The organism is Olivibacter sp. XZL3 (genome assembly GCF_004368405.1).
Taxonomy (GTDB): Bacteria; Bacteroidota; Bacteroidia; order Sphingobacteriales; family Sphingobacteriaceae; genus Olivibacter.
Window position 1 is genome coordinate 1 of the sequence record NZ_SBJH01000064.1, and the last position, 24,810, is coordinate 24,810.

Here is a 24,810-nt window from a genome sequence, read left to right on the forward strand (position 1 = left end):
CTAAGCAGATTGAAGAGATGCTGATGGAAAAAGAAAGATTGGCAGCATAAAAAAGTCTCCTATTTTAAGTTGCAATTCCAGTAACAGCTTCTTCAAAATAGCTCATACAGAAAGTGATTTCGTAAAAACCTTAGGGCTTACTCTTTTGGATGGCCGCGATATTGATTTTACCCACTCCCCTGCCGACAGCGCTTCGGTTTTGTTAAATGAAACAGCCGTTAAACGAATGGGATTAGAGAACCCAGTAGGAAAATACCTGAAATGGGGCCAGGAAACCTATACTATAGTAGGGGTGATAAAAGATTATATCATGGATTCGCCTTATGAAGATGTACAACCATTGTTAATCCTGGCGAGTAATCAATACATGTATAATATCGTGATTCGTTCTAACCCTCAGCTTCCGATGTCCCAGACTATTCAGGGTATTGAAAAAATCATAAAAAAGTTCAATCCTGCTTATCCGTTCTATTCTAAATTTGTAGATGAACAATATGCCAGGAAGTTTAACGACCAGGAAGAAATGGGAACGTTGGCGTTTATATTCTCTATGCTGGCAATTTTCATATCCTGTTTGGGTCTTTTTGGTTTAGCTTCTTATATTGCAGAAACCCGAACCAAAGAAATCGGAATCCGTAAAGTACTTGGAGCTTCTGTGACAGGTATCTGCACCATGTTGTCTAAGGACTTCGTTAAATTGGTTATCATTTCCCTGGTTGTCGCCTCGCCAATCGCATGGTGGGCAATGAACAAATGGTTGGACGATTTCACTTATCGAATCGATATGCAATGGTGGATGCTGGCTATCGCCGGAGGATTGGCAATTATTATCGCATTGCTCACCGTTAGTACGCAGTCTTTAAAAGCGGCATGGACAACCCCGGTAGATAGCTTACGGAATGAGTAAATAGTAATGAATGCGGTTATTTCACCCTTTTTCAGAAACTTATAAATTAAAACGTATTTCACAAACTAGGTGAAAATTCAAGAAATACCATCCCTCCCCTCCTAACAGATTCCAGAAACAATTTTAATCGGTTCCGTTTTTTGGTTTTTTACGGAAAGCCGTAAACTAAGAAGTAAGTAGTGCTTGCTAGGAATCAGAGAAAAATATCAATTGATATACGATCTTTTTTCGTCTCTCGCTTGGTGAATCTAATTTTTTTAGTATTTTTGTTTATACTAAACCTTAAAAATTACGGCATTCTCGGACCTAACCAGGAATTAACATTGAAAAAGATAAAAAACCAAATCGAAATATACCAAGCTAGTGATGGCCAAACGAAGATCGAGGTAACATTCGAGCAGGATACTGTGTGGCTAGATACCAACTCCATGGCGGCGATTTTGGATGTTCAACGACCGGCCATCGTTAAACATATAGGCAATATCTATAAATCTGGCGAATTAAAAGTAGAATCAACCTGTTCCATTTTGGAACAAGTTGCTGCGGATGGTAAAAAAAGAAAAATTAACTTTTATAACCTTGATATGGTTATCTCAGTGGGTTATCGAGTTAATTCTACAAAAGCAACATTATTCCGCCAGTGGGCTACCCAACGACTGAAAGAATACCTTGTGCAAGGCTACGCCATCAATGAAAAACGGTTGGCACAAAAGCAGCAAGAGGTACAGACTTTAAAAGACGGAATCCGCATTTTGGGCCGTGCCATAGAGTTTATTGAAAAAGAAGAAAAGCCAAGAAAAAAAGTTGGATACGAAATCGGAAACTCACGTTAATAAAAATTTGAATGAGGTTAAAAACGATTGATGCGTCATCATTAACACCGACGGAAATGCAAGGTTATTTGCACTACGCCATTGCACCCCGGCCGATATGTTTTGCATCCACTATTGATAAAAACGGCGAGGTTAACTTAAGTCCGTTTAGTTTTTTTAATGTGTTTAGTGTCAATCCGCCGATATGCGTTTTTTCGCCAACAAGCAGGGCGCGGGATAACACCACTAAGCATACGCTTGAAAACGTTTTGGAAATACCTGAGTGCGTGATTAATATTGTGAACTATGATATGGTTCAACAGACCTATTTAACGAGTACGGATTATCCGAAAGGAGTAAATGAGTTTTCCAAAGCGGGGTTTACTCAATTGGCTTCGGAGACGGTAAAGCCACCCAGGGTGGCGGAATCGCCTGTTCAATTGGAATGTGTAGTGAAGGATGTGATATCGTTAGGGAAAAACGGAGGAGCAGGTAATTTGGTTATTGCAGAGGTGAAACGGATTCATATCAATGAAGATATTTTGGATGCCAATGGCAAAATAGACGCTCATAAAATAGACCTGGTGGCTCGTTTAGGCGGTGATTGGTATTGTAGGGTAACCCGCGATAATTTATTTAAAATTGCCAAACCAATAGATTATGCCGGAATGGGTATCGGCGTAGATGCTTTTCCTGAAGCGGTTAAAAACTCCAACGTATTAACCGGGAATAATTTGGGCTTATTGGGGCTTGTTAAAACGCTACCATCCGATGACGAGGTGGAAGCCTTTCGCAATACCGATGAAATGAAAGAACTGCTTGATGCTGCCATCGACAGCCATACCCGCACCATACGCCTGCATTTAAAAGCCAAGCATTTATTGGATAACGGCCGTGTAATGGATGCCTGGAAAGTATTGTTGATGTAGCTTGTACACCTTGTCATTTCCAACGGGAGAGATCACCAGTTTATAGATGACCTCTAATTACGTTCACAGGTACCTGACCTGCCATCGAAGAAGTCCGTCCATCACGCCGCGGTATCACTCAACACATTAGACCCCACCACTACATTGGCGGTAATAGGTTCATGATATTCTTCGATGGTATAATTCACAAAATTTGAGAAACACCTTCACTCCCCTCTTATGTTGTCACAGAAACAAATTTAGTCGGTTCTATTTTTGGATTTTTACGGAAAACCGTAAGGAAGGAGAAGTGTATAAAAAAAGCCATCTCTTGTGACCGAGATGACTTAAAACACTCTTATATCAGTTGTAAACCTACAACTTCTCTACTACCGCCAAGGGCAGTTTTAAACTTTCGGCAATGACGTGGTTGGCTACACCTGCTTTTTTAAAAGATTGCGCAGAGGCCAATTTCTCTTGATCTGCTTTTAAGCGCTCTTTTTCAGCTGCTTTTTCAGCAGCCTTTTTCTCAGCAAGCGACATCGCGCTGTTCCATAACCATTTGTCCTGCAAACTTGCTTCGTATGCCATTCTTTCCTCCTTTGTTAAATTGGACACTTCTGCTATTTTAAAAATACGCTGAAATATCCGTTTGTTCATGAACGTTGGGATCTTATCCGCCTTACTTAGGTTATTCAATAGCCAGAACCACCGATCCTTATCCGTTTTGATTTCCTCGTCCTTTTTTACAGACCGAGCATAAAATAAAAAAAAATTAAAACACGTTTTATGCGAGCTCTCGCCCACCTTTTGAAACAAACAATAGGCGAAACTTAGGGAGTTCTAGGAATATATAGCTCAATTTACTGTAAAAAATTCTTCCCGAATCTTTGTCTATCAGGGAGATACTCTTCAAATACCGTTCCCGTTCCTTTTCATCCATCCTGAATTCCAATATGCCTATAAAAATCACTTCCGGTAGTTCAAAGTTCCAGTATTCGACCCCTTTGGGATATTGGCTGCTTATAAGCCGCGATGTACTGAACATAACCCGCTCCTTGAAGTTATCGTGGTTCATGCGCTGCATTTCCACAATGATTTCTTCTCCATTATCACTTGTACATCGCAGATCAAAAATTACTTTCTTCTGATCAGCTGTTTCGCCCAAATATTCTGTCGGGCCATATACAAGGCTTTTAATACGTTTACTACTTCCGATCAATTCATTCAAAAAAGGGATCAATATATCCTGATGGGCAGGTCTTCCAAACAAAAATTTGAATCCAAAATCACTCCCCGGATCGATATATCGACCAACAGCAGGGTTGTCCAAGTTGTTTTTAGTCATGCTTTGATATTTAGGTCATTTACAAATATACCAAAACACACCTAAATACTAAAAAAATTAGCTTTATTTTGTAGCTGATTGTCGAAAACAATACCTATTGTTAGGATGAGATTAGTTAACCTAAGATTTTCTTACTTTGCGATAAAGAAAATCTTTCTCTTCCTCAAAAATTTTGCTTACGGCTTCCATATCTATATACAGTTGATTTTACACGATCATAGCTAAAAAATTCCAGTTACTTATTCTTCAATTTCTGTAAACGTTCTTTTGCTGAAGGGATGACGTCATCATCTTCTTCATAGTTTTTAATCACACTTTCCAATGTCTTCCTCGCTTGGAGCTTATCGCCTTTGCCCGCATAGGTATCCGCAAGCAGGATGAAGCTTTTGGCCACCCAATAGTCGTATGACGCCAGGTTGTTGATCACATCAAAGGCCGTTTCCTGGGCTTTGTCGTATTCCTTGCCTTCATACTGCAGTTGCCCCATGCGGTACCGTGCTTCTGCGCCGATTGCTGTTTGGCTCTTCTGCGCCGCCAGATTCAGTTCCTTCATGGCGAGCTCCGCTTTCCCTTCCTGCAGCAGGACCCGCGCGCTGTATAAGTGTGCCTTGGCAAGGTCCTCGTCTGATGACCGATCGTAATTCTTAATCAACTTCACATACTTGGCCACCTGCTCGAAGTCGCCGATTTCGAAATAACACATCATCAGGTTTGTTACCGCGTAGCCATAATGTTTTTTATACTCTGCAGTAAGCTCAAGTTTTTTTAGGTGTACAATGGCCTCGTTGTATTCCTTCAAGCTCAGGTATAAAGCAGCCACCGTCAACAAAGTATTCTCCGTATACTGGCTCGTCCAGTCGTTCAGGATCATGTTCAGGTCGTGCAGCGCTTCCTTCGGGTGCCCGGTATGGTACAAACTCACCCCGCGGATATAACGGGCATGTTTTTCCTGTATGGGTTTCGGGAATTTATCAAAATACGCATTGATCGCTTCCACAGCTGGTCCGTACTCTCCCCTGGTAAACAAGGAACGCGCTGCCTGGAAAGCCAGGTTGTCCTGCTCCGCGGCACTCAGATCACCGATATTCGCGCCGGTCGCATAATGAATATAACTCGAAGCGTCCCCCTGATCCAGGTAGATGTTTTCAATGGAACGTAGCGCCTGCCTTGCCTCATTGCTTGTTGCGTATTTTTCCACCACCTTCTGGAAGGTGGCCAACGCCGCTTCGGTGTCATCTTTATTGTACTGGACAAGACCGATGGTCATCAATGCCCTGGGGACATAGCTGCTGCGGGGATATTGTTCGATCATCTGCTGCAGCCCTTCGATGGCGGCATCGTAATCTTCCATAGTGAAATACGTATACGGGACCTCAAAAGCCACGTCATCGGCATAGTTCGAACCGGGAAATTGTTCAACAACGGACCTTAGGGTGCTGAGCTTGGCTTCATTGTCGCCCTGCAATCCCTGGATAATGCCGCGCTGAAACAACGCATAGTCCTGATTGGGAGCTTGGCTGTTGATCAGCTGGTCATAGTATTCGTTGGCCCGGTCGTAATTGCGCAGGGACAAATAGGAATCGCCCAAACGTGCGATCACGTCATGACGTACATTTTCCTCTAGCGAACTTCCCTCGCTAACCAAAAAGCGTTCAAAATAATCGGCAGCTACGCTAAAGCTATCGTTGCGGAACGCCGCATAAGCCAGGCCATAATTTGCATAACTGTATACATTGGTGTTTCGTGCGGCGGGCAACTGGAGGAACCGGGAAAAGTTTTCCACCGCCTCCCTGTACTTGCGCACTTCATACATCGCCTCCGCTTTCCAATACGTGGCCAAGGCCGCCATTTCTGCATCGATCGGAAATTTTTCCGATCGCATGAACAGGGATATGCTGTTTTCGAAGGCACGCTCATTATAGAACTCCAATCCGCGGTAATAGGTTACCTTTTGGTAGACCCTATCGGCTTCCCGCCCCCTGTTGTCGAACGATTCCAGCATAGCTACCCCTGCATGGAAATTGCTCGTGCCCGACAAAACGGCGGCCAACAGTGTTTCCACATTCTCTGTTTTTTCAGCATCAGGTTCACGATCCGCATATTTCTGAGCGATATATTGCTGGAGGACCTCCCGCGCAGCCTGGACGGAGTCCAATTCATATAAGATTTTGGCATAGTTAAACAACCCATCCGATTTCAATGCCTGATCGAAATCCAGTCTGGACGCTTTGACAAACGCATTCCGTGCACCTTGCTTATCGCCCGTTTCTACGGCAATATGGCCCAAAGTAATTAATGCGCCCTGATAAAAGGCATCCGGATCTGCCACCTTCTCCAGAATAGCTGTTGCTCTTTCGTGTTCGCCTGCCAGGTAGGCGATGGAGCCGATCCGGAAATTATCGATATTGCTGCGTGAAGCGTCCGGATACCGTTCAATTAATTTAACGTAGTAAGCTTGTTTGAATTTGTTTTGTGCAAAATACGTGGCGGCGGCGATCTGGCGCAGCTCGACCGCAAGCGATTCCCGGTCGAATTCCATATCCGGGCTCCGGCGGATCTTTACGGCATCGGCCAGCATCGGCCGGTAATCACGGACGACATCGATGGACCCCATAGACGCAGATTGCCCTTCGTCCCGCTTCTCACTGGCTTGTCGCTTCTCTTGCTGCTGTTCTTCCTCCTCCTGCGCATAGCCCATAAGCAGCAAGGCTGAAAAGGCCGCGGTAAGCAGGTGTTTCAGGTACTTATAGCCGATCCTTTCTTTTAATATCATTGTTGGTTTGTATTTCTGAGCTCTTCCAAACATTTCTTCGTCAAGGTGATAAAATCCCAAATTACATTTCTTCATAACCAATCAAATTTACGTATTTAAAACATTTTTCACAGAATTGCACAAGGAATTAATCAAATGTAATTACGTCATCCACAATTTCCCGATCTTTGGCAATGTAAATAGCTGTCGTGCCATTAACTTCGTCGTTTATGATCGTCCAAAGATTCAGAAAATCCTTCCTTGATTTGCTTACAAGCTTCAGGGGTTTGCATACATGAGCGGAATTTGGTTTACCGACCTTTGGATTATGGAAATAAAACAAATAGCACTGGGCAGCCAGGGTTTGGTTGTACCGGTGATCGGCCTGGGCTGTATGGGTATGACGGGCTTTGAAGAAGGACATATGTATGGCCCTGCGGATGAGCAGGAAGCCATCGCGACGATTCACCGCTCGCTCGAATTGGGTGGTAATTTTTTGGATACCGCCGATCTGTACGGGCCGTTTAAAAATGAGCAGCTCATCGCTAAGGCAATCAGCGGCAAACGAGATCAGTATATTTTGGCCACCAAGTTTGGCTGGGAAATCGATGACAACAATAAAGTTACCTGGTCCATTAATGGTAAAAAGGACTACGTAAAGAAATCTATAGAACGTTCGCTAAAGAATCTCCATACCGATTACATTGATCTATATTACCTGCACCGCCTGGATAAGAATACACCGATCGAAGAAACGGTTGAAGCCATGGCCGAATTGGTTAAAGAAGGTAAAATAGGTTATATCGGTCTGTCGGAAGTATCGTCTGAGACGGTTAAGCGGGCGCATGCCGTGCACCCGATCACCGCCGTACAAAGCGAGTATTCTTTATTTGAACGAAGGGTGGAAGAACGCGGGGTGTTAGCAACATTAAACGAACTGGGCATCGGGTTTGTAGCTTACTCGCCATTGGGCCGTGGGTTTTTATCGGGACAGATAAAAAGCATCGATGACCTGCCGGAGAACGATTTCCGCAGAGCGATCCCGCGTTTCCAGGGTGAAATGTTTAATAAGAATATTGAATTGGTCGAAGCTATCGAAGCCATGGCTGAAGCAAAGAACGTCACTTCTTCTCAGCTGGCTTTGGCCTGGATCATGAGTAAAGGGATTTTACCGATCCCGGGAACGAAACGCAGAAAGTACCTGGAGCAAAACCTTGCGGCGACTACCATTGAGTTAACGGAGGCGGATCTTTCCCAACTGGAAAGCATCGTGCCTTTGGGTACGGATACGGGCGCACCTTATGATGAGTTCAGTATGGGCTTAATTGATTAACTTTGTATATGAACGCCATCAACTCCCTATCAGAATTTCACCGACTGCTGTCGTTGCCCGAACCGCGACACCCGCTGGTGAGCGTGATCAATCTGGCGGAAAGTGTTTTTTTGGAAGACGCTATCTGGAAAGGCTTCGTTAACCGCTTTTATTGCGTGGCGCTCAAACGCGAAGCCAAAGGTAAGATCCGGTACGGACAGCAGCATTATGATTACGATAAGGGTGTATTGAGTTTTACCGCGCCGAACCAGGTGCAACAACTGGACCTGCAAAATATCGAGTGCGGGTCCGGTTATCTCCTGATCTTTCACCCCGATTTCCTTTTGCACCATACTTTGGCGAACAGCGTTCATCGCTACGGTTTTTTCGATTACGCGGTTAACGAAGCGCTGCACCTGTCGGCCGAGGAAGAAGATGACCTGATTACGATCCTTCAAAAAATTGACAAGCAGTGCCAACATATTGATAAGCATACCCAGGAGATCATTCTGACGCATATCGAGAGTTTGCTAAAATACTCCAACCGTTTTTATGAGCGGCAGTTTTTGACCCGCAAGAATAATAATTCAGCACTGCTAACCAAATTCGAACGGTTGATCGACGACTACTTTAAGAGTGACGTACAGGGTTTGCTCACAGTACAATATATTGCTGCGCAGATGAACCTGTCACCGAACTACCTGAGTGATCTGCTTCGGATTCATACCGGGCAAAACACACAGCAGCATATTCATGAAAAACTGATCGCGAAAGCCAAAGAAAAACTTTCCACGACCAGTCTTTCGGTCAGCGAGATCGCCTATGCATTGGGCTTTGAACATGCCCAATCCTTTAGCACGCTTTTCAAAAAGAAGACAAATTTATCACCGTTGGAATTTCGTCAGGCTTTTAACTGATTACCGGAGATTAGCTTTTTAAAATAATAGGCTTTCTGAGAACCATCTTGAATGCGCTTTATTAAAGCTTTACTTTTATACCTCCGTTTATAACAAAGCCATCAACTGGGGCGTAAATATCGCGAAATACCGGATTGCTAATGCTTCCTGTATAAATGCTATCAAACTTGGTCTGCCGAATATCGCCGAAATTCTCAAAGTTGATGAAAACCGAAAAGCGTTCGTACAGCTTTTCTGCCATGAACCCCGGCGGTCCAGTAACTTTTCCCCGTCGCCCCATCATTGAGCGTCTGTTTCCTGAAACAAAAGGCTTCTAAGCCGATTTTCCACTGGTCCATACTTTAATTCCATTCTCTTCACACGGTCGATATTTTACCAAGCTCCTTGCATACCGAAGATTATTGTGTATTTTTAAAAGCTGTACATGACGTACTGACTGCCTTCAAAGCGTTTAAAATTATGGCTGGAAGTGAAAGAATACTCAAACTCAGTTTATTTTTCTTGATTCTATCGGTTTCATCTTTTGGGCAAAGTCCACTTCAAACACAATTTGAACAAATTGCTAAAAACACAAAAGGCAATGTCGGCGTTTGTGCATTGATTATAGAAACAGGAGAATCAATATCATTTAATGGCGACAAAGCGTTCCCCATGCAGAGCGTTTATAAGTTTCCCATTGCAATGGCAGTACTTAAAAAGGTAGATGAAGGAGAACTTTCATTAGATAAAATGATAGAAGTTGATCAATCGGAGTATATCCCTAAAAACGGCCATAGCCCGATACGGGATAACTTCCCCAAGGGCACCAATCTTACAATAAGAGACCTTTTAAAATATAATATAGAAGAAAGTGACGGCACTGCATGCGATGTGTTGCTTCGACTTTTAGGTGGAACAAAAAATGCAGAACGATACATTCATAAACTGGGAATAATGGACATCGCCATTTCGACCACTGAAATGGTGCAAGTGGCAAATGATACCATCCAGTATCAAAATTGGGCAACGCCCAAAGCGATGAGCCAACTACTGAAGACATTTTACGCAGCCGGAGACCTTTCTAAAAACAGCAGCGCGTTGCTTCTAGGATACATGTCTGTATCGTCACCTTATTTTGACCGAAGAATAAAGGGATTATTGCCGCAAGAAACAGCTGTTGCCCATAAGACTGGTACGGCAGGAACGATCAACGGCTTAACAAGAGCAACAAACGATGTAGGCATCATTACACTTCCTAATGATCAACATTTGGCCGTATCCGTTTTTATTTCTGATTCTTATGATTCTCAAAAAGAACGCGAATTAACTATTGCTAAAATTTCAAGAGCAGCTTTTGATTATTGGGCAAATCGGGATAACTCTATAGTTCGACAATAGCAGGCCGGGGAATGTCCCTTTTTTCTGAAATGTGTATGTTCATCTGCGAAATGTTGTTTTTCAAAAATATACATTTTCCTTCCGGAAAGGGTTTGTCTAAAGAACATTAAGAGAAGCCCATCGTACTTGATACGGAACTGGCTTCTGTGAGTAAAAAAATCAGATCTGGCACTTATCGTCCCTTGGACCAACGCGTTTACGATTCATTGGTGAGCGCACGGGATGAGTCAACGGTTATTTTTCTTCCAGATCAGCAATGATTATTTTTTTCATTTTCATTACTGCCTTAAAGGCATATTCCTGCTTTGCCTTGTCCTTATTAGACTCCAGTTTAAAATATTGCTCCGGGACTATTTGCCAGGAAAGCCCGTATCTGTCTTTCAGCCAGCCGCAGGGACCTTCACTGCCGCCATCGGCGGTGAGCGCTTCCCAATAATAATCTACTTCAGCTTGGTCCTTGCAGTGCACCACAAATGAAACAGCTTCGTTGAATTTGAACATTGGCCCGGCTGCTAATAGCTGGAAATCCATTCCCAGGATATGAATAGTAGCGGTATCAAATTCGCCTCCAGCTTCGGGTTGGTTTTTAAAAGCTTTGTGTGATTTCAGTTTGCCATCTTTGAAGACGGACAGGTAGTATTCTGCCGCTTTTTTAGCATCATTTTCTATCCATAAACATGGGGTTATTATTTGCTTTGCCATCGCTTTTTAATTTTAATCGTTTTTGTATAATTTAACTATTACTTGTTAATTTCATTTCAGTATTTCCATTTAGCGTCGTTTTCTTTTAGATCGCTTAGCCGGTACTCAGCTATTTTTTTAATGAGGTCGATAGCTAAGGGCTCATCATAGCGGAATTGAATGCTGTCCTTATTAGTTTTATAATTTGCCAATTCTTTCAGGAAAGGTTGCATTGCAGGTGCCGTAGGAACGAAATTCAAATGATTTTTGAATGCCGCATAGGAAAACAGAATCCTGTTTTCGACAAACGTAGGGTGTCCCCACTTTAATTCTTCTGAAGCATTCGGCGCTACTTCTTTTAAGATTTTCCGAATTTCCTTCAATTGCTGTTGTGCGTTTTCGGGTGCAGCGTTGATGTATTCATCTATATTGCTTGGTTTGGCATTTGGTTTCATAATCTTGTGTTTTAAAACATTAATCGCTATTACAAAGATGCACAACTATTTAGCAATCGTGATGTGCATTAATGACAACAAAAGGGTGATTTACGACAAACTTTATTTTGCATTACAGGCTGTGCAGAAACTTAGTGTGCCCCGGGCATTAAGATGGTTTTGTAAAGCTAACGATGGCCAAACACAGATCGAGGTAACGTTTGAAAAGATACCGTTTGGCTGAGCAACAACAGACGGCCAGTTTGTTTAAACAGAATATTAGTCTGCACATCAATAATCGTCTTTAAAGAAGGAGAGTTAAATAAGGTAGCAACTGTCAAGGAATCCTTGGTGGTTCAACTTGAAGGAAGTAGAAAGGTTAAGCGGAAAATAGATTAGTATAATCTTAATATTATCATTTCTGTTGGATATCGCCAAATCTTCACAAGGTACTATATTCCGCCAATGGGCCACTCAAAAAGACTGGTACAAAAGCAGCAAGAGGTACAGACTTTAAAAAACGGCATCTGCATTTTGGCCCGTGCCGTAGAAAATAAATATAAGAAACTGACGTAAGACTTAATTTCCTATATCCGAATGAGTTAATGTCTTAGCGATTACTTCCCGCAACCTTTCCGAATTCGCATCGCCCCATTCACCTATAGCACCGATTACAGGGATTAAGCTCTTCCCAAATTCTGTAAGGCTATATTCCACTTTTGGAGGAACCACGGGGTAAATTTTACGGGTGACAAGTTCATGCTGTTCCAGTTCCTTTAACTGAACATTCAAAACCCGACGAGACGCATCAGGTATTTTACGTTGCAATTCACTTGGTCGTTTGTGCCCTTGCCCGATAAACCAAAGTAGGCGCATCTTCCACTTGCCATATAAGACCTCGCCTATGAGGTCAAGTCCGCAATTTAAGTTCGGTGTTGTTTTCCGTTCATACATATTGCAAAGTTACACCTATGTACGAAAATGTACAGTATGGGACAAATTTATCACTATATGAATCGTTTATCCGTACTTGTGAGATCATATCATACTTCTGAAATTTGTACAAAAGAACTTTATATGGAGCAAAAAATAGATTATCAGAACGAGTTATCAGGTAAAATTGCCTTGGTAACCGGAGGTACAAAGGGCGCAGGAAAGGCAATTGCCAAGCGCCTTAAAAATGCAGGAGCTAAGGTTATTGTAACAGCGAGAAATGTACCGGAGTCTTTCGAAGAGGATTTCTTCTTCATCCCAGCAGACTTAAGCAGAGCCGAAGGAGCTGGAAAGGTGGCTGATGAAGTGTTTAAAAACTTTGGAGATATTGATATACTGGTTAACAATCTGGGCGGATCAGATACGCCTGGAGGTGGATTTGCCTCTGCAACCAACGAGAATTGGGAGGAGACGCTTCAAATTAATTTATTGGCGCCCGTACGGCTGGATAGCGCTTTTTTACCTAAAATGATAGCGAAAAAAAATGGAGTGATCATTCATATAGCGTCCATACAGGCAAAATTACCATTATATGAATCTACGCTTCCCTATGCAGCGGCAAAAGCAGGGCTGGTTAATTATAGCAAAGGATTGTCAAAGGAGGTTACGCCGAAGGGAGTGCGTGTGTTGACTGTTTCTCCCGGAGGAATCATGACCGATGCAGCCAAAAGGATGATGGAAAGGATATCCAAAAGCAATAACATTACGGTACAGGAAGCAGAACAAAGTGTCTTGGATGCTCTGAGAGGAGTTCCTTTTGGAAGATTTGCCCAACCCGAAGAGGTAGCCGAATTGGTAGGATTTTTAGTTTCCCCTAGGGCAGCTTATTTGACGGGTGCTGAATTCGTGATTGATGGGGGAACCGTTCCAACGATTTAATGGATCCGATATGTCAGCATATGTAATTTTTATCAGAGTTAAAACACTCGATAAGACCGAACTTGAAAAATATTGGTCACTGATAGAAGAGACCATGAAAGGACACCCAATTGAAGTTTTGGTACCCTATGGAAATTTTGAAGTACTTGAAGGGGAACAGATCGAAGGTGTCGTTGTCGCAAAATTCCCGGATATGAAATCGGCAAAAAAATGGTATAACAGTAAACCTTACCAGGAAGCAGCCCTACATAGACAAAAAGGAGCTATATACCACGGTATATTGGTAGAGGGTACTGCATGAAAAATAAATCAAAATATAAAAATATGAACTTACCAAAAGCAGTCGCCGATTTGGTGAAAGCCCAGGACAACTTAGATAGTACTGCGTATGCAAATTGTTTTAGAGAAGCAGCACATGTTGTTGACGAAGGCAAAACCTATGCAGGCCGAACCGCAATAAAGAACTGGATCGAAAAAGCCAACAAGGAATACAAAATTGTAATGAAACCTATTGACTTCACCACAGCGGCACAGAACCATATTTTATCAGCTGAAATTTCCGGAAAATTTCCCGGAAGCCCTATCACGTTGAAATACCATTTGGAATTGGAAGAAGGGCTGATCAAATCACTGAAAATCACCTCATAGGAAATTTATAATCCGGCAGGTTAATTCTATGGAGGCTCCGGTTATCACCAAATTTTGAAACAACACCCATGTGGACATTAAATTTTTAATTCGAAAAACGATGATTGGAAAACTTTTTATTGCCGTAACGCTACTTCTTTTATTAATACCCGAGATTCGCGCACAGAGCAGCAACAAGGGTAATCAATCCGGGATTGTATTATCGGAACGAATTCTACCTGCTCCGGAAGCTGTTTTCAAGATGTTTCAGAATGCGGGCATGAATCCTGTACCCCATGAGCTGACCGATCTGGAAATTCAAAAGGTCGAAAAGGCCTTTGCTCTTCTACCTCCCTTGCACCGAAAAATTTTACAGGAACATTTGTACAGCATCAGCTTTATGGACAATATGCCCAATACCGCACTTACATCTCCTATCGAGACAGCAGATTCGACTAAAAAGTTCAATATAACCTTCCGCGCCGAAACACTTCACGAAACGATTTCCGAGTGGGCGACTTGGAAAGAAAATACTTACTATATTCAACCGGAAGATTCTGCATATCGTATAAAAGTAGACGGTGGGAAGCTCGATGCGATTGTATATATTTTACTTCACGAAGCTACACATGTAGTAGATGCCGTTTTGAATATTACACCACATCCGGATGATAAAGATGTGGTGGTTGAACCCACACCATTTACCTCAGGCATTTGGTACAAAATGAACGTGCCAAATAAAGAATTCATCATCCCATCGTTAGAAAAAACACGCTTCAGGAGCGGCAAATCGGTGTCGGTTTGCCATGTTTCAGCAGTCTACAGCTCACTTCAACAGACACCATTTGTTTCGCTTTATAGTATGGCTTCATAGTTTGAAGATCTCGCTGAAATAGCGACAATCTACCATTTGGTAGAAAAACTTAAGCAACCGTTTCGGGTGTCGGTGATGAAAAACAATAAGGAGATTTCAAGTTATGAACCATTTAACAATGGATTAGTTAAAAGGAGAATCCGTTCATTGGCAATGTTCTATGAATCGTAAATAAAAACAACTGTTTGAACAGAAAGAAATATTCCAATTGGCAAATGAAACAAAATGAGCAATCTGCTTTCAATGCTGCTGTCAGTTGCCTACAGATTTTGACGGTACTGCTTCCGGATGTGAGGCCAATATCTTTTTCATCTCCTCCAAAACTGCAGGCTTTTCCTTGGCTATATTTTTCATCTCTACATCCGAGTTCTGGTAATCGTACAGTTCATATTCTGCTGATTCGACCGGTGCTCCGATCTTCTTCCATTCTACCAAACGGTAACGGTTCGTACGAATAGCCCGACCTAAACGTCCACCACGTGGAAAGCAATGGTAGGCATGATCGCTGATATTAGCGTTGGGATCTCGGAGCAGCGGTACAAGACTGGTACCGTCAAAGGGCTGCTCCACTCTTGGCTGCGAAAAACCGGCTAGCTCAACTAAGGTTGGATAAATATCTACTGTTTCAACAAGCTGAGAAGTTGCCGTAGCGGGCTGTGAAACACCAGGGGCAACAACAAGCAGGGGAATTTTGTTGGCCCGTTCGTAATTGACGTGTTTAGTCCATATCCCCATTTCGCCCAAATGGTAGCCGTGGTCTCCCCAGAGCACAACAATGGTGTTTTCATCAAGGCCAGACTCTTCCAAGGCGTGTAGCACCTTGCCAATCTGCGCATCCACATAACTGACTCCGGCATAATAACCATGAATAAGTTGCTGCTTTAATTCGAGCGGAAACGGATCCTGCTCTGAAGACGGCCGTATCGGCTTATACTGGTCTATTTCCGTGTCACGCTTTACTGCATATGGCGGAGCATCTTCGGGTGCTTTTTCATAAGTAGGTAAAGGGAGGTTTTCCTTTTGGTAAAGGTCCCAATATTTTTTGGGCACAGAAAATGGAAGATGGGGTCTGGCAAAGCCTACGGCAAGAAAAAAAGGTTGATCATCCTGCTTATTCTCACTCAGCTCCCTAAGCCGTTTAACCGCCCGGGCGGCCGTCCGTCCATCCGCATAAGCATCGTCAGCAACTTCTGGCGACTCCCAAGCCACTCCACGCGGCAGACCTTTTGCGCTTTGATTTGAAAACAAGGCCTCCTCTCTGGTGAAGCCCTCCTGCTTGCTCGCCGGATCGACATATTCTATTACCAGATCCTTATGATGTGGCACGCTCCACGATTGCTCATCATTGTATGTACCGTGCCCAATATGGAATACCTTACCCATCGACTCGGTGTGATAGCCTTGTCCTTTAAAAAACTGGGGCAATGTTGTGGCATTTGGGTAATAGTCACGGAAATTCTGACCAAACCCATAAATACCCGATGATGAAGATCGGCTTCCCAACATTAAATTAAACCGAGAAGGTGCACATACCGCCTGATTAGCGTAGGCCATATCAAAACGCATTCCTTTCGTTGCGAGCCTATCCATATTCGGTGTGATGGCTACCGGGTCTCCATAGGTACCTAGAGCCGGTTTTAAATCATCCACTAAAATAAACAGTATATTGGGTCGTTTTTCTTTGCTATTTTCGTCAATGGCCCATCCTGATAAGGGACACAGGGCTATAAATAAAAGTGCTACAAAGAGACCCCAGGTTTTCTTTTTCATCATCTCAATCAATAATTTACGTAATCAGTAGCTGTCGCCATCCGTACAGGTTAGCAATGTGACTGCGAATTTCAAAGCTAATAAAAAGTAAACGATATCATGGATCAATTTATAGCCTATTTGTCTCAAGTTCCCTCCTTGCTTTTCTATAGTCCATGGTGGATATTCAAACAATTCCGATTGATATTAGCATATAGTTATGCCATCAATGAAAATGGCTGGCACAAAAGGGGTTATCTGCGTTTGATAAAATTATTGCTATTTTTGCGGAAGCATTTCCAATTACATTTGTTTTAATTGATAATTCCAAACGATGTATCAAGAGATTGATTTTTTTATGATCAAAACAAAAAGCGAATCAGGGCAGTTCACGATGCAATGGATGTGTTGAGCGGTAAATGGAAAATAGCCATTATCTCCTCTATCTGCTATTACAATAAAAGGAGGTTTTCTGATATCTTAAATGATGTGGGGGGAATCTCCAACAAAATGTTAAGCAAGGAATTAAAAGAATTGGAAATCAACCGGTTGGTTAAAAGAACTGTTTTAGATACGCAACCGGTAATTGTTCAGTACCAGCTTACCGAATACGGACTCACGTTAAAGAGTATAATTGATAACCTGGCAGATTGGGGAACAGTCGGGCCCTTGGCAATTCGGCTACCAAACCGAGCTTGACAATAAGGTTGTCCATTCATTCTAGTAACTCGTCAAAATGAATTGGCAGCTTGTTAATTCGCTTACCGGTGGCATGGAATACGGCGTTTGCTATGGCTGCCGGCATGGCGACTAAGCCGATCTCCCCTACTCCTTTAACGCCTAACTCATTGATCAGCTCATCTCTTTCTTCAGCAAATATAACTTCCAATTGGTGGACGTCGGCGTGGGTGGGGATATGGTATTCGGCCAGATTAGCGTTGACATATTTGCCCAGGTTTTCATCGATAACGGACTCTTCCTGCAATGCTTTGCTGATTCCCCATACCATGGATCCACTTATCTGGCTATGGGCTGTTCTTGGATTGATAATTTTACCGGCCGCCACAGCAGTAACGGCACGGGTTACGGTAATGGTTTTTAAGTCTTTATCTACCTCCACTTCTACAAAGGATGCGCTGTGTGTCATTTTACTGTACTTCCGCAACTTTAGCAAATGAGGCTTACCCATTTTGGTGGTTTTAATGGCCTGCCCTTTATTGGCCGCCACGATTTCCTGAAAATTGATATGCACGGATGGTTCGTTCACCAGGGCGATTCTCCCGTTTCTAAAAACTAAGTCTTTTTCATCGGCATCCGCCAAAGGTGAATCGGACATCTCCTTTACTTTTTCCAACAGTTTTTTCTTAAGGGCTTTCGCTGCCATAACGATAGCCACACCGGTAGAGCTGGTCATGGATGAACCTCCCTGAAACATCGAGAAGGGCTTTTTACTATCACCATAACCGAAAATCACATCTTCAATAGGCAGTCCGAGTTCATCGGCAGCGATTTGAGTCATCACGGTAAACGTCCCGGTCCCGATATCGGTAACGGCATTGTTTATCATCAATTTTCCTTCTTTTGTGAGAATCGCCTCGATGCGCGACGGAAACTGATAAGCGTCCCACACGCCAGTGGCCATGCCATAGCCGACCAATTTATTGCCGCGTGTCATGCTGCCGGGTTCTGGATTGCGGTTGCTCCAGCCGAAGCTGTCTGCCGCCTGCCGGTAACATTCCCTGAGCGCCTTGCTGGTAAAAGGCTTTTCGGTCGACGGATCGACCTCGGCGTAATTGCGTAACCTTAGTTCAAGTGGATCGATCCCCAACTTGTAAGCCAACTGGTCCATCGTACATTCAATGGCATGCATAGCGGTTACACCGCCCGGTGCACGCATATCGGTAGGCGTAGAAAGATCGAGGGGAACCACTTTATATTCAAATCGGGTATTGGATATGGGATACAAACGGTGGCTCCAAGAGGATATGACTTCGGTATAATCTTCATAAGAGGATGTTTCCACAAAAGCCGCGTGCCTGGCGGCTGTCAACTTCCCATTTTCGTCCGTAGCGAATTGCAATTGCTGCAGATTTTGCGGCCGATGTGCCAAGGTGAACATTTGGTGGCGATCCAGCACAACCCGTACATTACGCTTTAGATGAAGCGCCGCCATTACCGATAAAAAAAGCTGATACTGAGGCCGCAGGCCTGAACCGAAGGCACCACCCACATAAGGCGCCAGCACACGCACGTCTTTATAGCGGAGACCGAACACATTCGCCACAAAAAGCTGATTATTGATGGTGCCCTGCGTTTTATCGTAAATGGTGAGTTTACCATTCCCTTCATACACGGTGGTGGTTGCGAAAAGTTCCATGGGGTTGTGGTGCTCATTGCCATGATAGTATTCGGCATCGACTTTAAACGGCGCAGCTTCGTAGGCCTTTTCAAAGTTGCCCGTAGGTGCAGGCGGCGGCGGTTTTAACGCGGTTGCTATTCCCTTCTTCGCGGGCCTTGCTTTACTCAGATTGGCCTCCACGGAAGTGACGAAAGGCTCCTCTTCATAGTCCAGCTGCACGAGGGAAGCTGCATACCGGGCGATTTCGAATTCCTCTGCTACAACCAGCGCTACGGGCTGTCCGTTAAACCGAATTTTATTGTCATGTAGGGGCTTGAACACCGTACCTGGAGGCGCATCCATATCGGCATATTGCAGATCAAACCACGCAAGCCCCGGTCGGTTTTCGTGTGTTAACACTTCTACCACACCAGGCAAAGCCTTCGCAGCGCTTGTGTCAACACGAACAATTTTGCCCTTGGTAATGGTACTGTTGACCACGTATCCATAAAGCAATTGCGGAACATGGTAATCTGCGGCATATTTAGCGGAGCCTGTGACTTTCTGCCTCCCTTCCAAACGGTTAAGCGGTTGTCCTATGTTGGGTTTAATTGCCATAATTTGTATGAGATCAAAGTGACGGTTGTGCACCCGGCCGTTGCGACTGGGGATGCAGGGCCATCATGCCGTTCCGGATGATTGCCCGCTTGGCTAGTTCTATTTTAAAACTATTGTGTTTGTATCCTTTGGCGCCCTGTAAAATAACAGCCGCTGCTTTAGCAAAATTTTCAGGCGTGGCCGGCTTGCCTTTCAACAATTCTTCCGCCTCCTTAGCCCTCCAGGGCTTGTGCGCAACACCGCCTAAAGCGATCCGCGCTTCCGTGATGACATCACCATCTAACTCAAGGCCTGTTGCTACAGACACTAAAGCGAAAGCATAAGACTGCCGGTCGCGTAGTTTTAAGTAAGAATAATTTTGCTCAAATCCTTTTACCGGAAGATCTATAGACGTAATCAGCTCGCCGTACTGCAAATTATTATCCCGCTCTGGCTGATCGCCGGGCAAGCGGTGAAAGTCGGCAAACGCTATATTACGGTCACCATTCGGACCGGTTACGTTCACAACCGCAGCAAGCGCTGCTAAGGCTACACACATGTCTGAAGGAAAAACGGCTATGCAATGCTCGCTTGCACCCAAGATGGCATGTATACGATTATATCCGTTGATAGCGGCGCAGCCTGAACCCGAAACCCGTTTGTTGCATGGCGCATTGGCATCATAAAAATAATAACAGCGCGTTCGCTGCAACAAATTACCGCCGTCTGTCGCCATGTTACGTATCTGGGCAGAGGCACCGGCAAGGATGGCTTTTGAAAGCAAAGGGTATCGCGACTCGATCAAGGGATGATAAGCCGTGTCGGCATTGGTAACCAATGCACCCAACCTCAGTCCCCCATCCGCTTTTTCGATGATTGCCCTGCAATCGGCCAACCGGTTAATATCCACCAGCAACTCCGGATGCGTGAGATTATATTTCCAGATATCTATGAGGTTTGTACCGCCGGCAATAAATGCGGCTTGGGCCTTGGTATTAAGTGCCTTTACGGCTTCGCTTGCAGTTTCAGCTCGCAGAAAAGCAAAACTATTCATACATGCCTCCGTCCTTTACTTCCATAATGGCATCAATAATACCTATGTTGGCCCCGCAACGACAAAGATTGCCGCTCATCAACTCCTTTACGTCCTCCCGTGTCTTTGCCTTCCCTTCTTTAAACAGACCTATTGCACTGCAGATTTGTCCTGGTGTGCAATACCCGCACTGAAAGGCGTCGTGATCAATAAAAGCCTGTTGTAATGGGTGTAGCTGATTACCACGAACAACGCCTTCGATGGTTGTGATCTCAGCCCCCTCTTTCAACACGGCCAAGGTGAGGCAGCTCAGTATCCGTTTGCCGTCACAAAGAACGGTGCAGGCGCCGCATTGCCCATGGTCACATCCTTTTTTGGTACCGGTAAGATCAAGGTGTTCGCGCAGTGCATCCAAGAGGCTTACCCAAGGCAGTAACAGTAGTTCGTGTTGCTCTCCGTTGACCTTTAAGCGAACCGTTTGCAGTTCGTTGAATTGGTGTTCGTTTTCCATTGGATTCAATGTCTTAGCTAAGATCCATACTTTATGAAAGATGTCATCACTAGCAATGAACAATTTAGCTTTACTATAGTTTCGGATAATTTAGCTAAGACACTGATCTCTTAGACCGAGCTCTTCACTGGTTTGCGCGAAGCATCGTTCCGCTTCAAGTTAATATGCTGCCTTGTGTTGCTTTTCTTTTTTTTCTTCTTACGGCCCAACCAAATAAATAACCCAGTGAAGGGCAAAGAAGCGCCAAAAAGAACGGCTATTACGTATATGATTTTAGTGACCAGTCCGCCTATACTTCCGGTATGGATAGGGAAGATCGTTCTTCTTACTTTCATGCCCCTGGTCTGATCGACGTATAATTCGCGGTGCACCAAGTCTCCAGTATAGGCGTTAAAGAACAAGCGATCTACGACGTTGGGCAAGAAAGCATCTTCCTGTTCTTTGGTCACCTCCAGCACATCTTCCTCTTTATCCAGAGGAAGATGCACGGTCACGGTGCCGCGATAGGGCAAGAGCTCTTGGACTTGCTGGTATGCTTTTTCGAGCACGGCCCCTTCTATAGCTGCTTTAGGTAAATGGAAGACCGTTTTCACTTTTTGCGGTCCCTTACCATCGAACAGTAAATAAATCCCATTGTTAAACCATTTGTAGCTCCAGGTAAGACCGGTCAGCGTAATTACAAACAAGATCGGAAAAAAATAGAACCCGCCCACGGCGTGGATGTCCCAGTTCAGACGCTTCGAAGAAGCGTCCCATTTGATCTTGAGGCGCTGCTTCCACATTTTTGCATTCTTTGGCCACCAGATTACCAGCCCTGTAACCAATACCAGTAGGTAGGACAAACAACACAGGCCCGTAATAGCTTTGCCAAGGTCTCCCATAAGGAGTCGACGGTGGATCTCCTCCACCACCGAAAAAAAATGGCTCTTGCCGGGCACGTAGTCGCGCAGCGCCCCGGTATAGGGGTCCAACCCCAGGAACACCCGCTCCATTCGGTCGCCTTCCGTCTGAAAAACCACGTTCCTTTCTCTGTTCTCTTCGTTGATAGTGAAGCGTGCCACCTGCTGCTTTCCTGCATATCGCCCGGCAAGCGCGGTTAGCTCGTCGAGCGACAGACGCCGGGCTCCGACAGGTCGCTCGGCCGCTTCATACAGCGTGGGATAGGAAATAACCTCCAGCTCCTCCTCAAAAACCAATAAAGCTCCTGTAACCGCGGCTATTGAAAAGATCAGCCCTACTGCCAGCCCCAACCAGAGATGAAGCCAAGCTATTATTTTTTTCAAATTCATGTTTTCGCCTTATAAAGTATAGCCAATGGAAATCAGGTAATTTCTCGGAGCTCCCGGGAACAGACGATTAAAATCAAAACCGCCCACCCAGTATGTTTTATTAAACACATTATTGAAATTGGCCTGGATTTTAAACTTATCAACCCTATAATAGATTGCCGCATTTGCCACCATATAGGCAGGCAGTTGCAAGATTGCGCTGTTCGTATTGCGGCGGGTGGCGTAGTTGCTTCCTAAAGCGACTCCCAAGCCACTCAAAGGTCCGCGGAAAAAGGAATATTTTGCCCAGACGTTCCCTTGGCTCTTAGGTGCATTCGGCACAATTGTTCCTATCTCGCTGGCATCCTCGCTCTCGGTAATTTTGGTTATGTTGTAAGAAAAATTGGCTGTCACGTTGAGGTTCTGACGAATGTTTCCGTATACCTCCAGCTCCACCCCTTTAGCCTGTTGCTGACCGATTTGGCGCAGCAAGTCCGGATTATCAGGAGCATTGGCATTCATTAGGATGTTGTTTTGCTCAATGCGATATACAGCGGTGGTGACCGCAAGGTTCCGGCTAAAAAACTCCATTTTTGCTCCGGCTTCGACCATGTTACTGATCAAGGGGTCGAAAGGTCCTCCATAAGTCTGTGGATCGCCAATGGTGCCCGCTGATTGCGGCTGATATCCTTCCGTATAGGTACCGTAGAAACTAATCGGATCAATGGGCGTATACACCAAACCTACCCGTGGGACAAAGGCCTTCTGTTGTACCCGGCGTTCTCCCTCTTTCGTATAGTTCAGCACATCCGTATAAAACTCCTGGCGGAACCCTAGTAAAGCCTGGAATTTATTCCACTTGATCTGCTCTTGCACGTATACTCCGTTCACAAAATACTTAGAAGGCGTTTCCTCGGCTGATACATTGATGTAACCAGAGATTTCAGAAATGGCATAACTCGGATTTGCTAAATCAAAGTAAGGCACGTTGGGCGCGGGGATCCCGTTCCTAAACTGATAGTTTTCAGGATGTGCAGGGTCATAAGCGCTGTAGGTGCGACTACCATCCGCACTCAAAAAACCGCTGGCATTATAGGTGGAGTTTCCTTTCGGGAAGGTCTCCTCGATATGGTCATAACCTACCAGCAATTTATGCTCGAGCGGGCCGGTTTTAAAATCGAAATTAAAATAGGTAGTTAAGTTGTCAATGTAATTCTTACGAAGGCGACGGATTGTCTGCATCCCCATCAAGGTAGGGATTTCATTACCCAAGGAGTCCACACCATAACGATTAGAAGTACGGTGCTCTAATAGGTCTTCATCATAGAACGATTTCAAGTAAGAGGCGTTGAAGGTGATGTGATCGGAAAAGTGATGTTGGAGAGAGATAGTTGAAAACAGGTTCAGTTCGTTCTGATAGTCATTCTTTCTGCCAACAGCAAAAGATACGGGGGTGGAATACAGATCCTTTCCGGCAGAAGCTCCAAAGATCGGTTGCCCGCGGTCAAGCCGTCCTTTATTATATTGATATACCAGGTCGAAATTGATCCGCGTTTTGTCATTCGGCACAAAAGAAAAAGAAGGAGCCAGCACCATGGCGGAGCCGTCCTGAAGAATACGGAACGATTCGGCATTCTGGTAGGCCAGATTTAAGCGATACAGCAAAGTCTTGGTATCATTCATTGGTCCGGTGAAGTCAACAGCCGTACGATAGGTGTTATAGCTTCCCGTTACGAAGCTGATGGCCTTGCGGGCTTCGTCTAAAGGTTTTTTCGTCACCGTATTGATTGTACCTCCGGGATCGGTATTTGCGAACAAAGCGGATGCAGGCCCTTTAATCACCTCGATCCTTTCTACATAAGGCAATAAGTTCTGTGCCCATCCCCTCGTCGAGATGCGCAGGCCATTCACCAAAGTATTGCTGGCCCGAAAACCGCGCAGCACAAAATCATTGTTATTGTAAGAATATTGGTTCACCCCACTCACATTTTTGATGGCATCGGAGGTTTTGAAAGCCAGTTGATCGTCCAGCGTCTCTTTTGTCACATAGCTGATCGACTGCGGAATTTCTTTAATGGGCGCAGCGGTTTTCGTTCCACTAAACGACACGGTGTTCTTATAACCACTTTCCTTCCTTCCGATTACTTCAACCGACTGGAGTTCTTCGTTAGCGGGTTCGAGTTGGACGGTAAAGGCTTTATCCTCCCCTTCTCGCCAAACTGTTTCTACCCGGTAGACTTTATACCCGATAAACGTGCAGTACAGGGTATGCCTACCTGGCAAAACAGGCAAGGTGAATTGTCCGTTTTCATCGGTTTTTGTGGAAAAAGACTTACGGTCTATCCATACCGTAACACCGGCGAACGGTTCGCCAGAATCGCTCTTTACCACTCCGCGTACCCTAGTTTGCTGCCTAGCAGCCAAGACGGGAGAAGACGGAAATAGCAGTAAATAAAAGGAACACGCTAGAAATACGCAAAAATGCTTCATAAT

The 24,810-nt window shown here is 44.4% G+C and carries 24 protein-coding genes; 11 read left to right on the forward strand and 13 right to left on the reverse strand.

The annotated features are described in order from the left end of the window. The first annotated feature begins 97 nt into the window (after window positions 1–97). The 3 genes from EPX21_RS13710 to EPX21_RS13720 all read left to right on the forward strand — a co-directional run bounded on the left by EPX21_RS13710 (window position 98) and on the right by EPX21_RS13720 (window position 2,648). Window positions 98–907, forward strand: a complete 810-nt coding sequence (locus tag EPX21_RS13710; RefSeq protein ID WP_255502214.1) for an ABC transporter permease — start codon at window positions 98–100, stop codon at window positions 905–907. A 323-nt stretch (window positions 908–1,230) separates the two neighbouring features. Then, on the forward strand, window positions 1,231–1,740 hold the full coding sequence (locus EPX21_RS13715) for a virulence RhuM family protein (RefSeq protein ID WP_206106073.1): 510 nt from the start codon (window positions 1,231–1,233) through the stop codon (window positions 1,738–1,740). Window positions 1,741–1,751: 11 nt separating this feature from the next. Continuing rightward, complete coding sequence (locus EPX21_RS13720) at window positions 1,752–2,648, forward strand: flavin reductase family protein (protein WP_134090266.1); 897 nt, start codon at window positions 1,752–1,754, stop codon at window positions 2,646–2,648. Window positions 2,649–3,002: 354 nt separating this feature from the next. Here the strand turns inward: EPX21_RS13720 and EPX21_RS23105 are convergent, their stop codons facing one another. The 3 genes from EPX21_RS23105 to EPX21_RS13730 form a co-directional block, all read right to left on the reverse strand. Further along, the gene (locus tag EPX21_RS23105; RefSeq protein ID WP_240768687.1) at window positions 3,003–3,434 is read right to left on the reverse strand and encodes an Rpn family recombination-promoting nuclease/putative transposase; all 432 of its coding nucleotides are present in this window, start codon (window positions 3,432–3,434) and stop codon (window positions 3,003–3,005) included. Then, on the reverse strand, window positions 3,415–3,975 hold the full coding sequence (locus tag EPX21_RS23110; protein WP_240768688.1) for an Rpn family recombination-promoting nuclease/putative transposase: 561 nt from the start codon (window positions 3,973–3,975) through the stop codon (window positions 3,415–3,417). The genes EPX21_RS23105 and EPX21_RS23110 overlap by 20 nt, the downstream gene beginning before the upstream one ends. A gap of 235 nt (window positions 3,976–4,210) precedes the next feature. After that, window positions 4,211–6,823 carry a tetratricopeptide repeat protein gene (locus tag EPX21_RS13730; RefSeq protein WP_240768689.1) on the reverse strand — a complete coding sequence of 871 codons (2,613 nt, stop codon included), beginning with the start codon at window positions 6,821–6,823 and terminating at the stop codon, window positions 4,211–4,213. Between the two features lie 232 nt (window positions 6,824–7,055). Here EPX21_RS13730 and EPX21_RS13735 point away from each other — a divergent pair, with 232 nt between their 5' ends. Together EPX21_RS13735 and EPX21_RS13740 are read left to right on the forward strand one after the other, a co-directional pair. Beyond that, entirely contained in the window at window positions 7,056–8,060 is a 1,005-nt protein-coding gene (locus EPX21_RS13735; protein WP_134090267.1) for an aldo/keto reductase, read from the forward strand. Between the two features lie 8 nt (window positions 8,061–8,068). Then, window positions 8,069–8,956, forward strand: a complete 888-nt coding sequence (locus tag EPX21_RS13740) for an AraC family transcriptional regulator (RefSeq protein ID WP_134090268.1) — start codon at window positions 8,069–8,071, stop codon at window positions 8,954–8,956. A gap of 61 nt (window positions 8,957–9,017) precedes the next feature. Here EPX21_RS13740 and EPX21_RS13745 read toward each other — a convergent pair whose 3' ends face one another. Further along, complete coding sequence (locus EPX21_RS13745) at window positions 9,018–9,197, reverse strand: hypothetical protein (RefSeq protein WP_240768690.1); 180 nt, start codon at window positions 9,195–9,197, stop codon at window positions 9,018–9,020. A 218-nt stretch (window positions 9,198–9,415) separates the two neighbouring features. On the opposite strand from EPX21_RS13745, the gene bla reads away from it, so the two are divergent. Continuing rightward, window positions 9,416–10,333 carry a class A beta-lactamase gene (bla, locus tag EPX21_RS13750; protein ID WP_134090269.1) on the forward strand — a complete coding sequence of 306 codons (918 nt, stop codon included), beginning with the start codon at window positions 9,416–9,418 and terminating at the stop codon, window positions 10,331–10,333. 234 nt (window positions 10,334–10,567) lie between these two features. Here the strand turns inward: bla and EPX21_RS13755 are convergent, their stop codons facing one another. From EPX21_RS13755 to EPX21_RS13770, 3 genes are all read right to left on the reverse strand, one after another. Beyond that, a complete protein-coding gene (locus EPX21_RS13755) occupies window positions 10,568–11,035 on the reverse strand; it encodes a VOC family protein (protein ID WP_134090270.1) in 468 nt (155 codons plus the stop codon). Window positions 11,036–11,091: 56 nt separating this feature from the next. Next, the gene (locus tag EPX21_RS13760; protein ID WP_134090271.1) at window positions 11,092–11,469 is read right to left on the reverse strand and encodes an iron chaperone; all 378 of its coding nucleotides are present in this window, start codon (window positions 11,467–11,469) and stop codon (window positions 11,092–11,094) included. Between the two features lie 558 nt (window positions 11,470–12,027). Then, window positions 12,028–12,402, reverse strand: coding sequence for a helix-turn-helix domain-containing protein (locus EPX21_RS13770; protein ID WP_134090272.1), 375 nt, complete (start codon window positions 12,400–12,402; stop codon window positions 12,028–12,030). Window positions 12,403–12,525: 123 nt separating this feature from the next. On the opposite strand from EPX21_RS13770, the gene EPX21_RS13775 reads away from it, so the two are divergent. From EPX21_RS13775 to EPX21_RS13790, 4 genes are all read left to right on the forward strand, one after another. Beyond that, window positions 12,526–13,320 carry an SDR family oxidoreductase gene (locus tag EPX21_RS13775; RefSeq protein ID WP_206106074.1) on the forward strand — a complete coding sequence of 265 codons (795 nt, stop codon included), beginning with the start codon at window positions 12,526–12,528 and terminating at the stop codon, window positions 13,318–13,320. Window positions 13,321–13,330: 10 nt separating this feature from the next. After that, a complete protein-coding gene (locus EPX21_RS13780; protein ID WP_134090273.1) occupies window positions 13,331–13,621 on the forward strand; it encodes a DUF1330 domain-containing protein in 291 nt (96 codons plus the stop codon). 23 nt (window positions 13,622–13,644) lie between these two features. Continuing rightward, a complete protein-coding gene (locus EPX21_RS13785) occupies window positions 13,645–13,968 on the forward strand; it encodes a nuclear transport factor 2 family protein (RefSeq protein ID WP_134090274.1) in 324 nt (107 codons plus the stop codon). A 100-nt stretch (window positions 13,969–14,068) separates the two neighbouring features. Then, window positions 14,069–14,821, forward strand: coding sequence for a hypothetical protein (locus EPX21_RS13790; protein ID WP_206106075.1), 753 nt, complete (start codon window positions 14,069–14,071; stop codon window positions 14,819–14,821). A gap of 252 nt (window positions 14,822–15,073) precedes the next feature. On the opposite strand, the gene EPX21_RS13795 is transcribed toward EPX21_RS13790, so the two are convergent. Next, window positions 15,074–16,594, reverse strand: coding sequence for a sulfatase (locus EPX21_RS13795; protein WP_134090275.1), 1,521 nt, complete (start codon window positions 16,592–16,594; stop codon window positions 15,074–15,076). 375 nt (window positions 16,595–16,969) lie between these two features. Here EPX21_RS13795 and EPX21_RS13800 point away from each other — a divergent pair, with 375 nt between their 5' ends. After that, window positions 16,970–17,269, forward strand: a complete 300-nt coding sequence (locus tag EPX21_RS13800) for a helix-turn-helix domain-containing protein (RefSeq protein ID WP_134090276.1) — start codon at window positions 16,970–16,972, stop codon at window positions 17,267–17,269. 16 nt (window positions 17,270–17,285) lie between these two features. Here EPX21_RS13800 and EPX21_RS13805 read toward each other — a convergent pair whose 3' ends face one another. The 5 genes from EPX21_RS13805 to EPX21_RS13825 form a co-directional block, all read right to left on the reverse strand. Continuing rightward, window positions 17,286–19,526, reverse strand: a complete 2,241-nt coding sequence (locus EPX21_RS13805) for a xanthine dehydrogenase family protein molybdopterin-binding subunit (protein ID WP_134090277.1) — start codon at window positions 19,524–19,526, stop codon at window positions 17,286–17,288. A 13-nt stretch (window positions 19,527–19,539) separates the two neighbouring features. Further along, entirely contained in the window at window positions 19,540–20,559 is a 1,020-nt protein-coding gene (locus EPX21_RS13810; protein ID WP_134090278.1) for a xanthine dehydrogenase family protein subunit M, read from the reverse strand. Further along, window positions 20,552–21,049 carry a (2Fe-2S)-binding protein gene (locus EPX21_RS13815; protein WP_134090279.1) on the reverse strand — a complete coding sequence of 166 codons (498 nt, stop codon included), beginning with the start codon at window positions 21,047–21,049 and terminating at the stop codon, window positions 20,552–20,554. Before EPX21_RS13815 ends, EPX21_RS13810 begins: the two co-directional genes overlap by 8 nt. A 110-nt stretch (window positions 21,050–21,159) precedes the next feature. Continuing rightward, entirely contained in the window at window positions 21,160–22,338 is a 1,179-nt protein-coding gene (locus EPX21_RS13820) for a PepSY domain-containing protein (RefSeq protein ID WP_134090280.1), read from the reverse strand. Between the two features lie 9 nt (window positions 22,339–22,347). Next, complete coding sequence (locus tag EPX21_RS13825; RefSeq protein ID WP_134090281.1) at window positions 22,348–24,807, reverse strand: TonB-dependent receptor; 2,460 nt, start codon at window positions 24,805–24,807, stop codon at window positions 22,348–22,350. Between the last annotated feature and the right edge of the window lie 3 nt (window positions 24,808–24,810).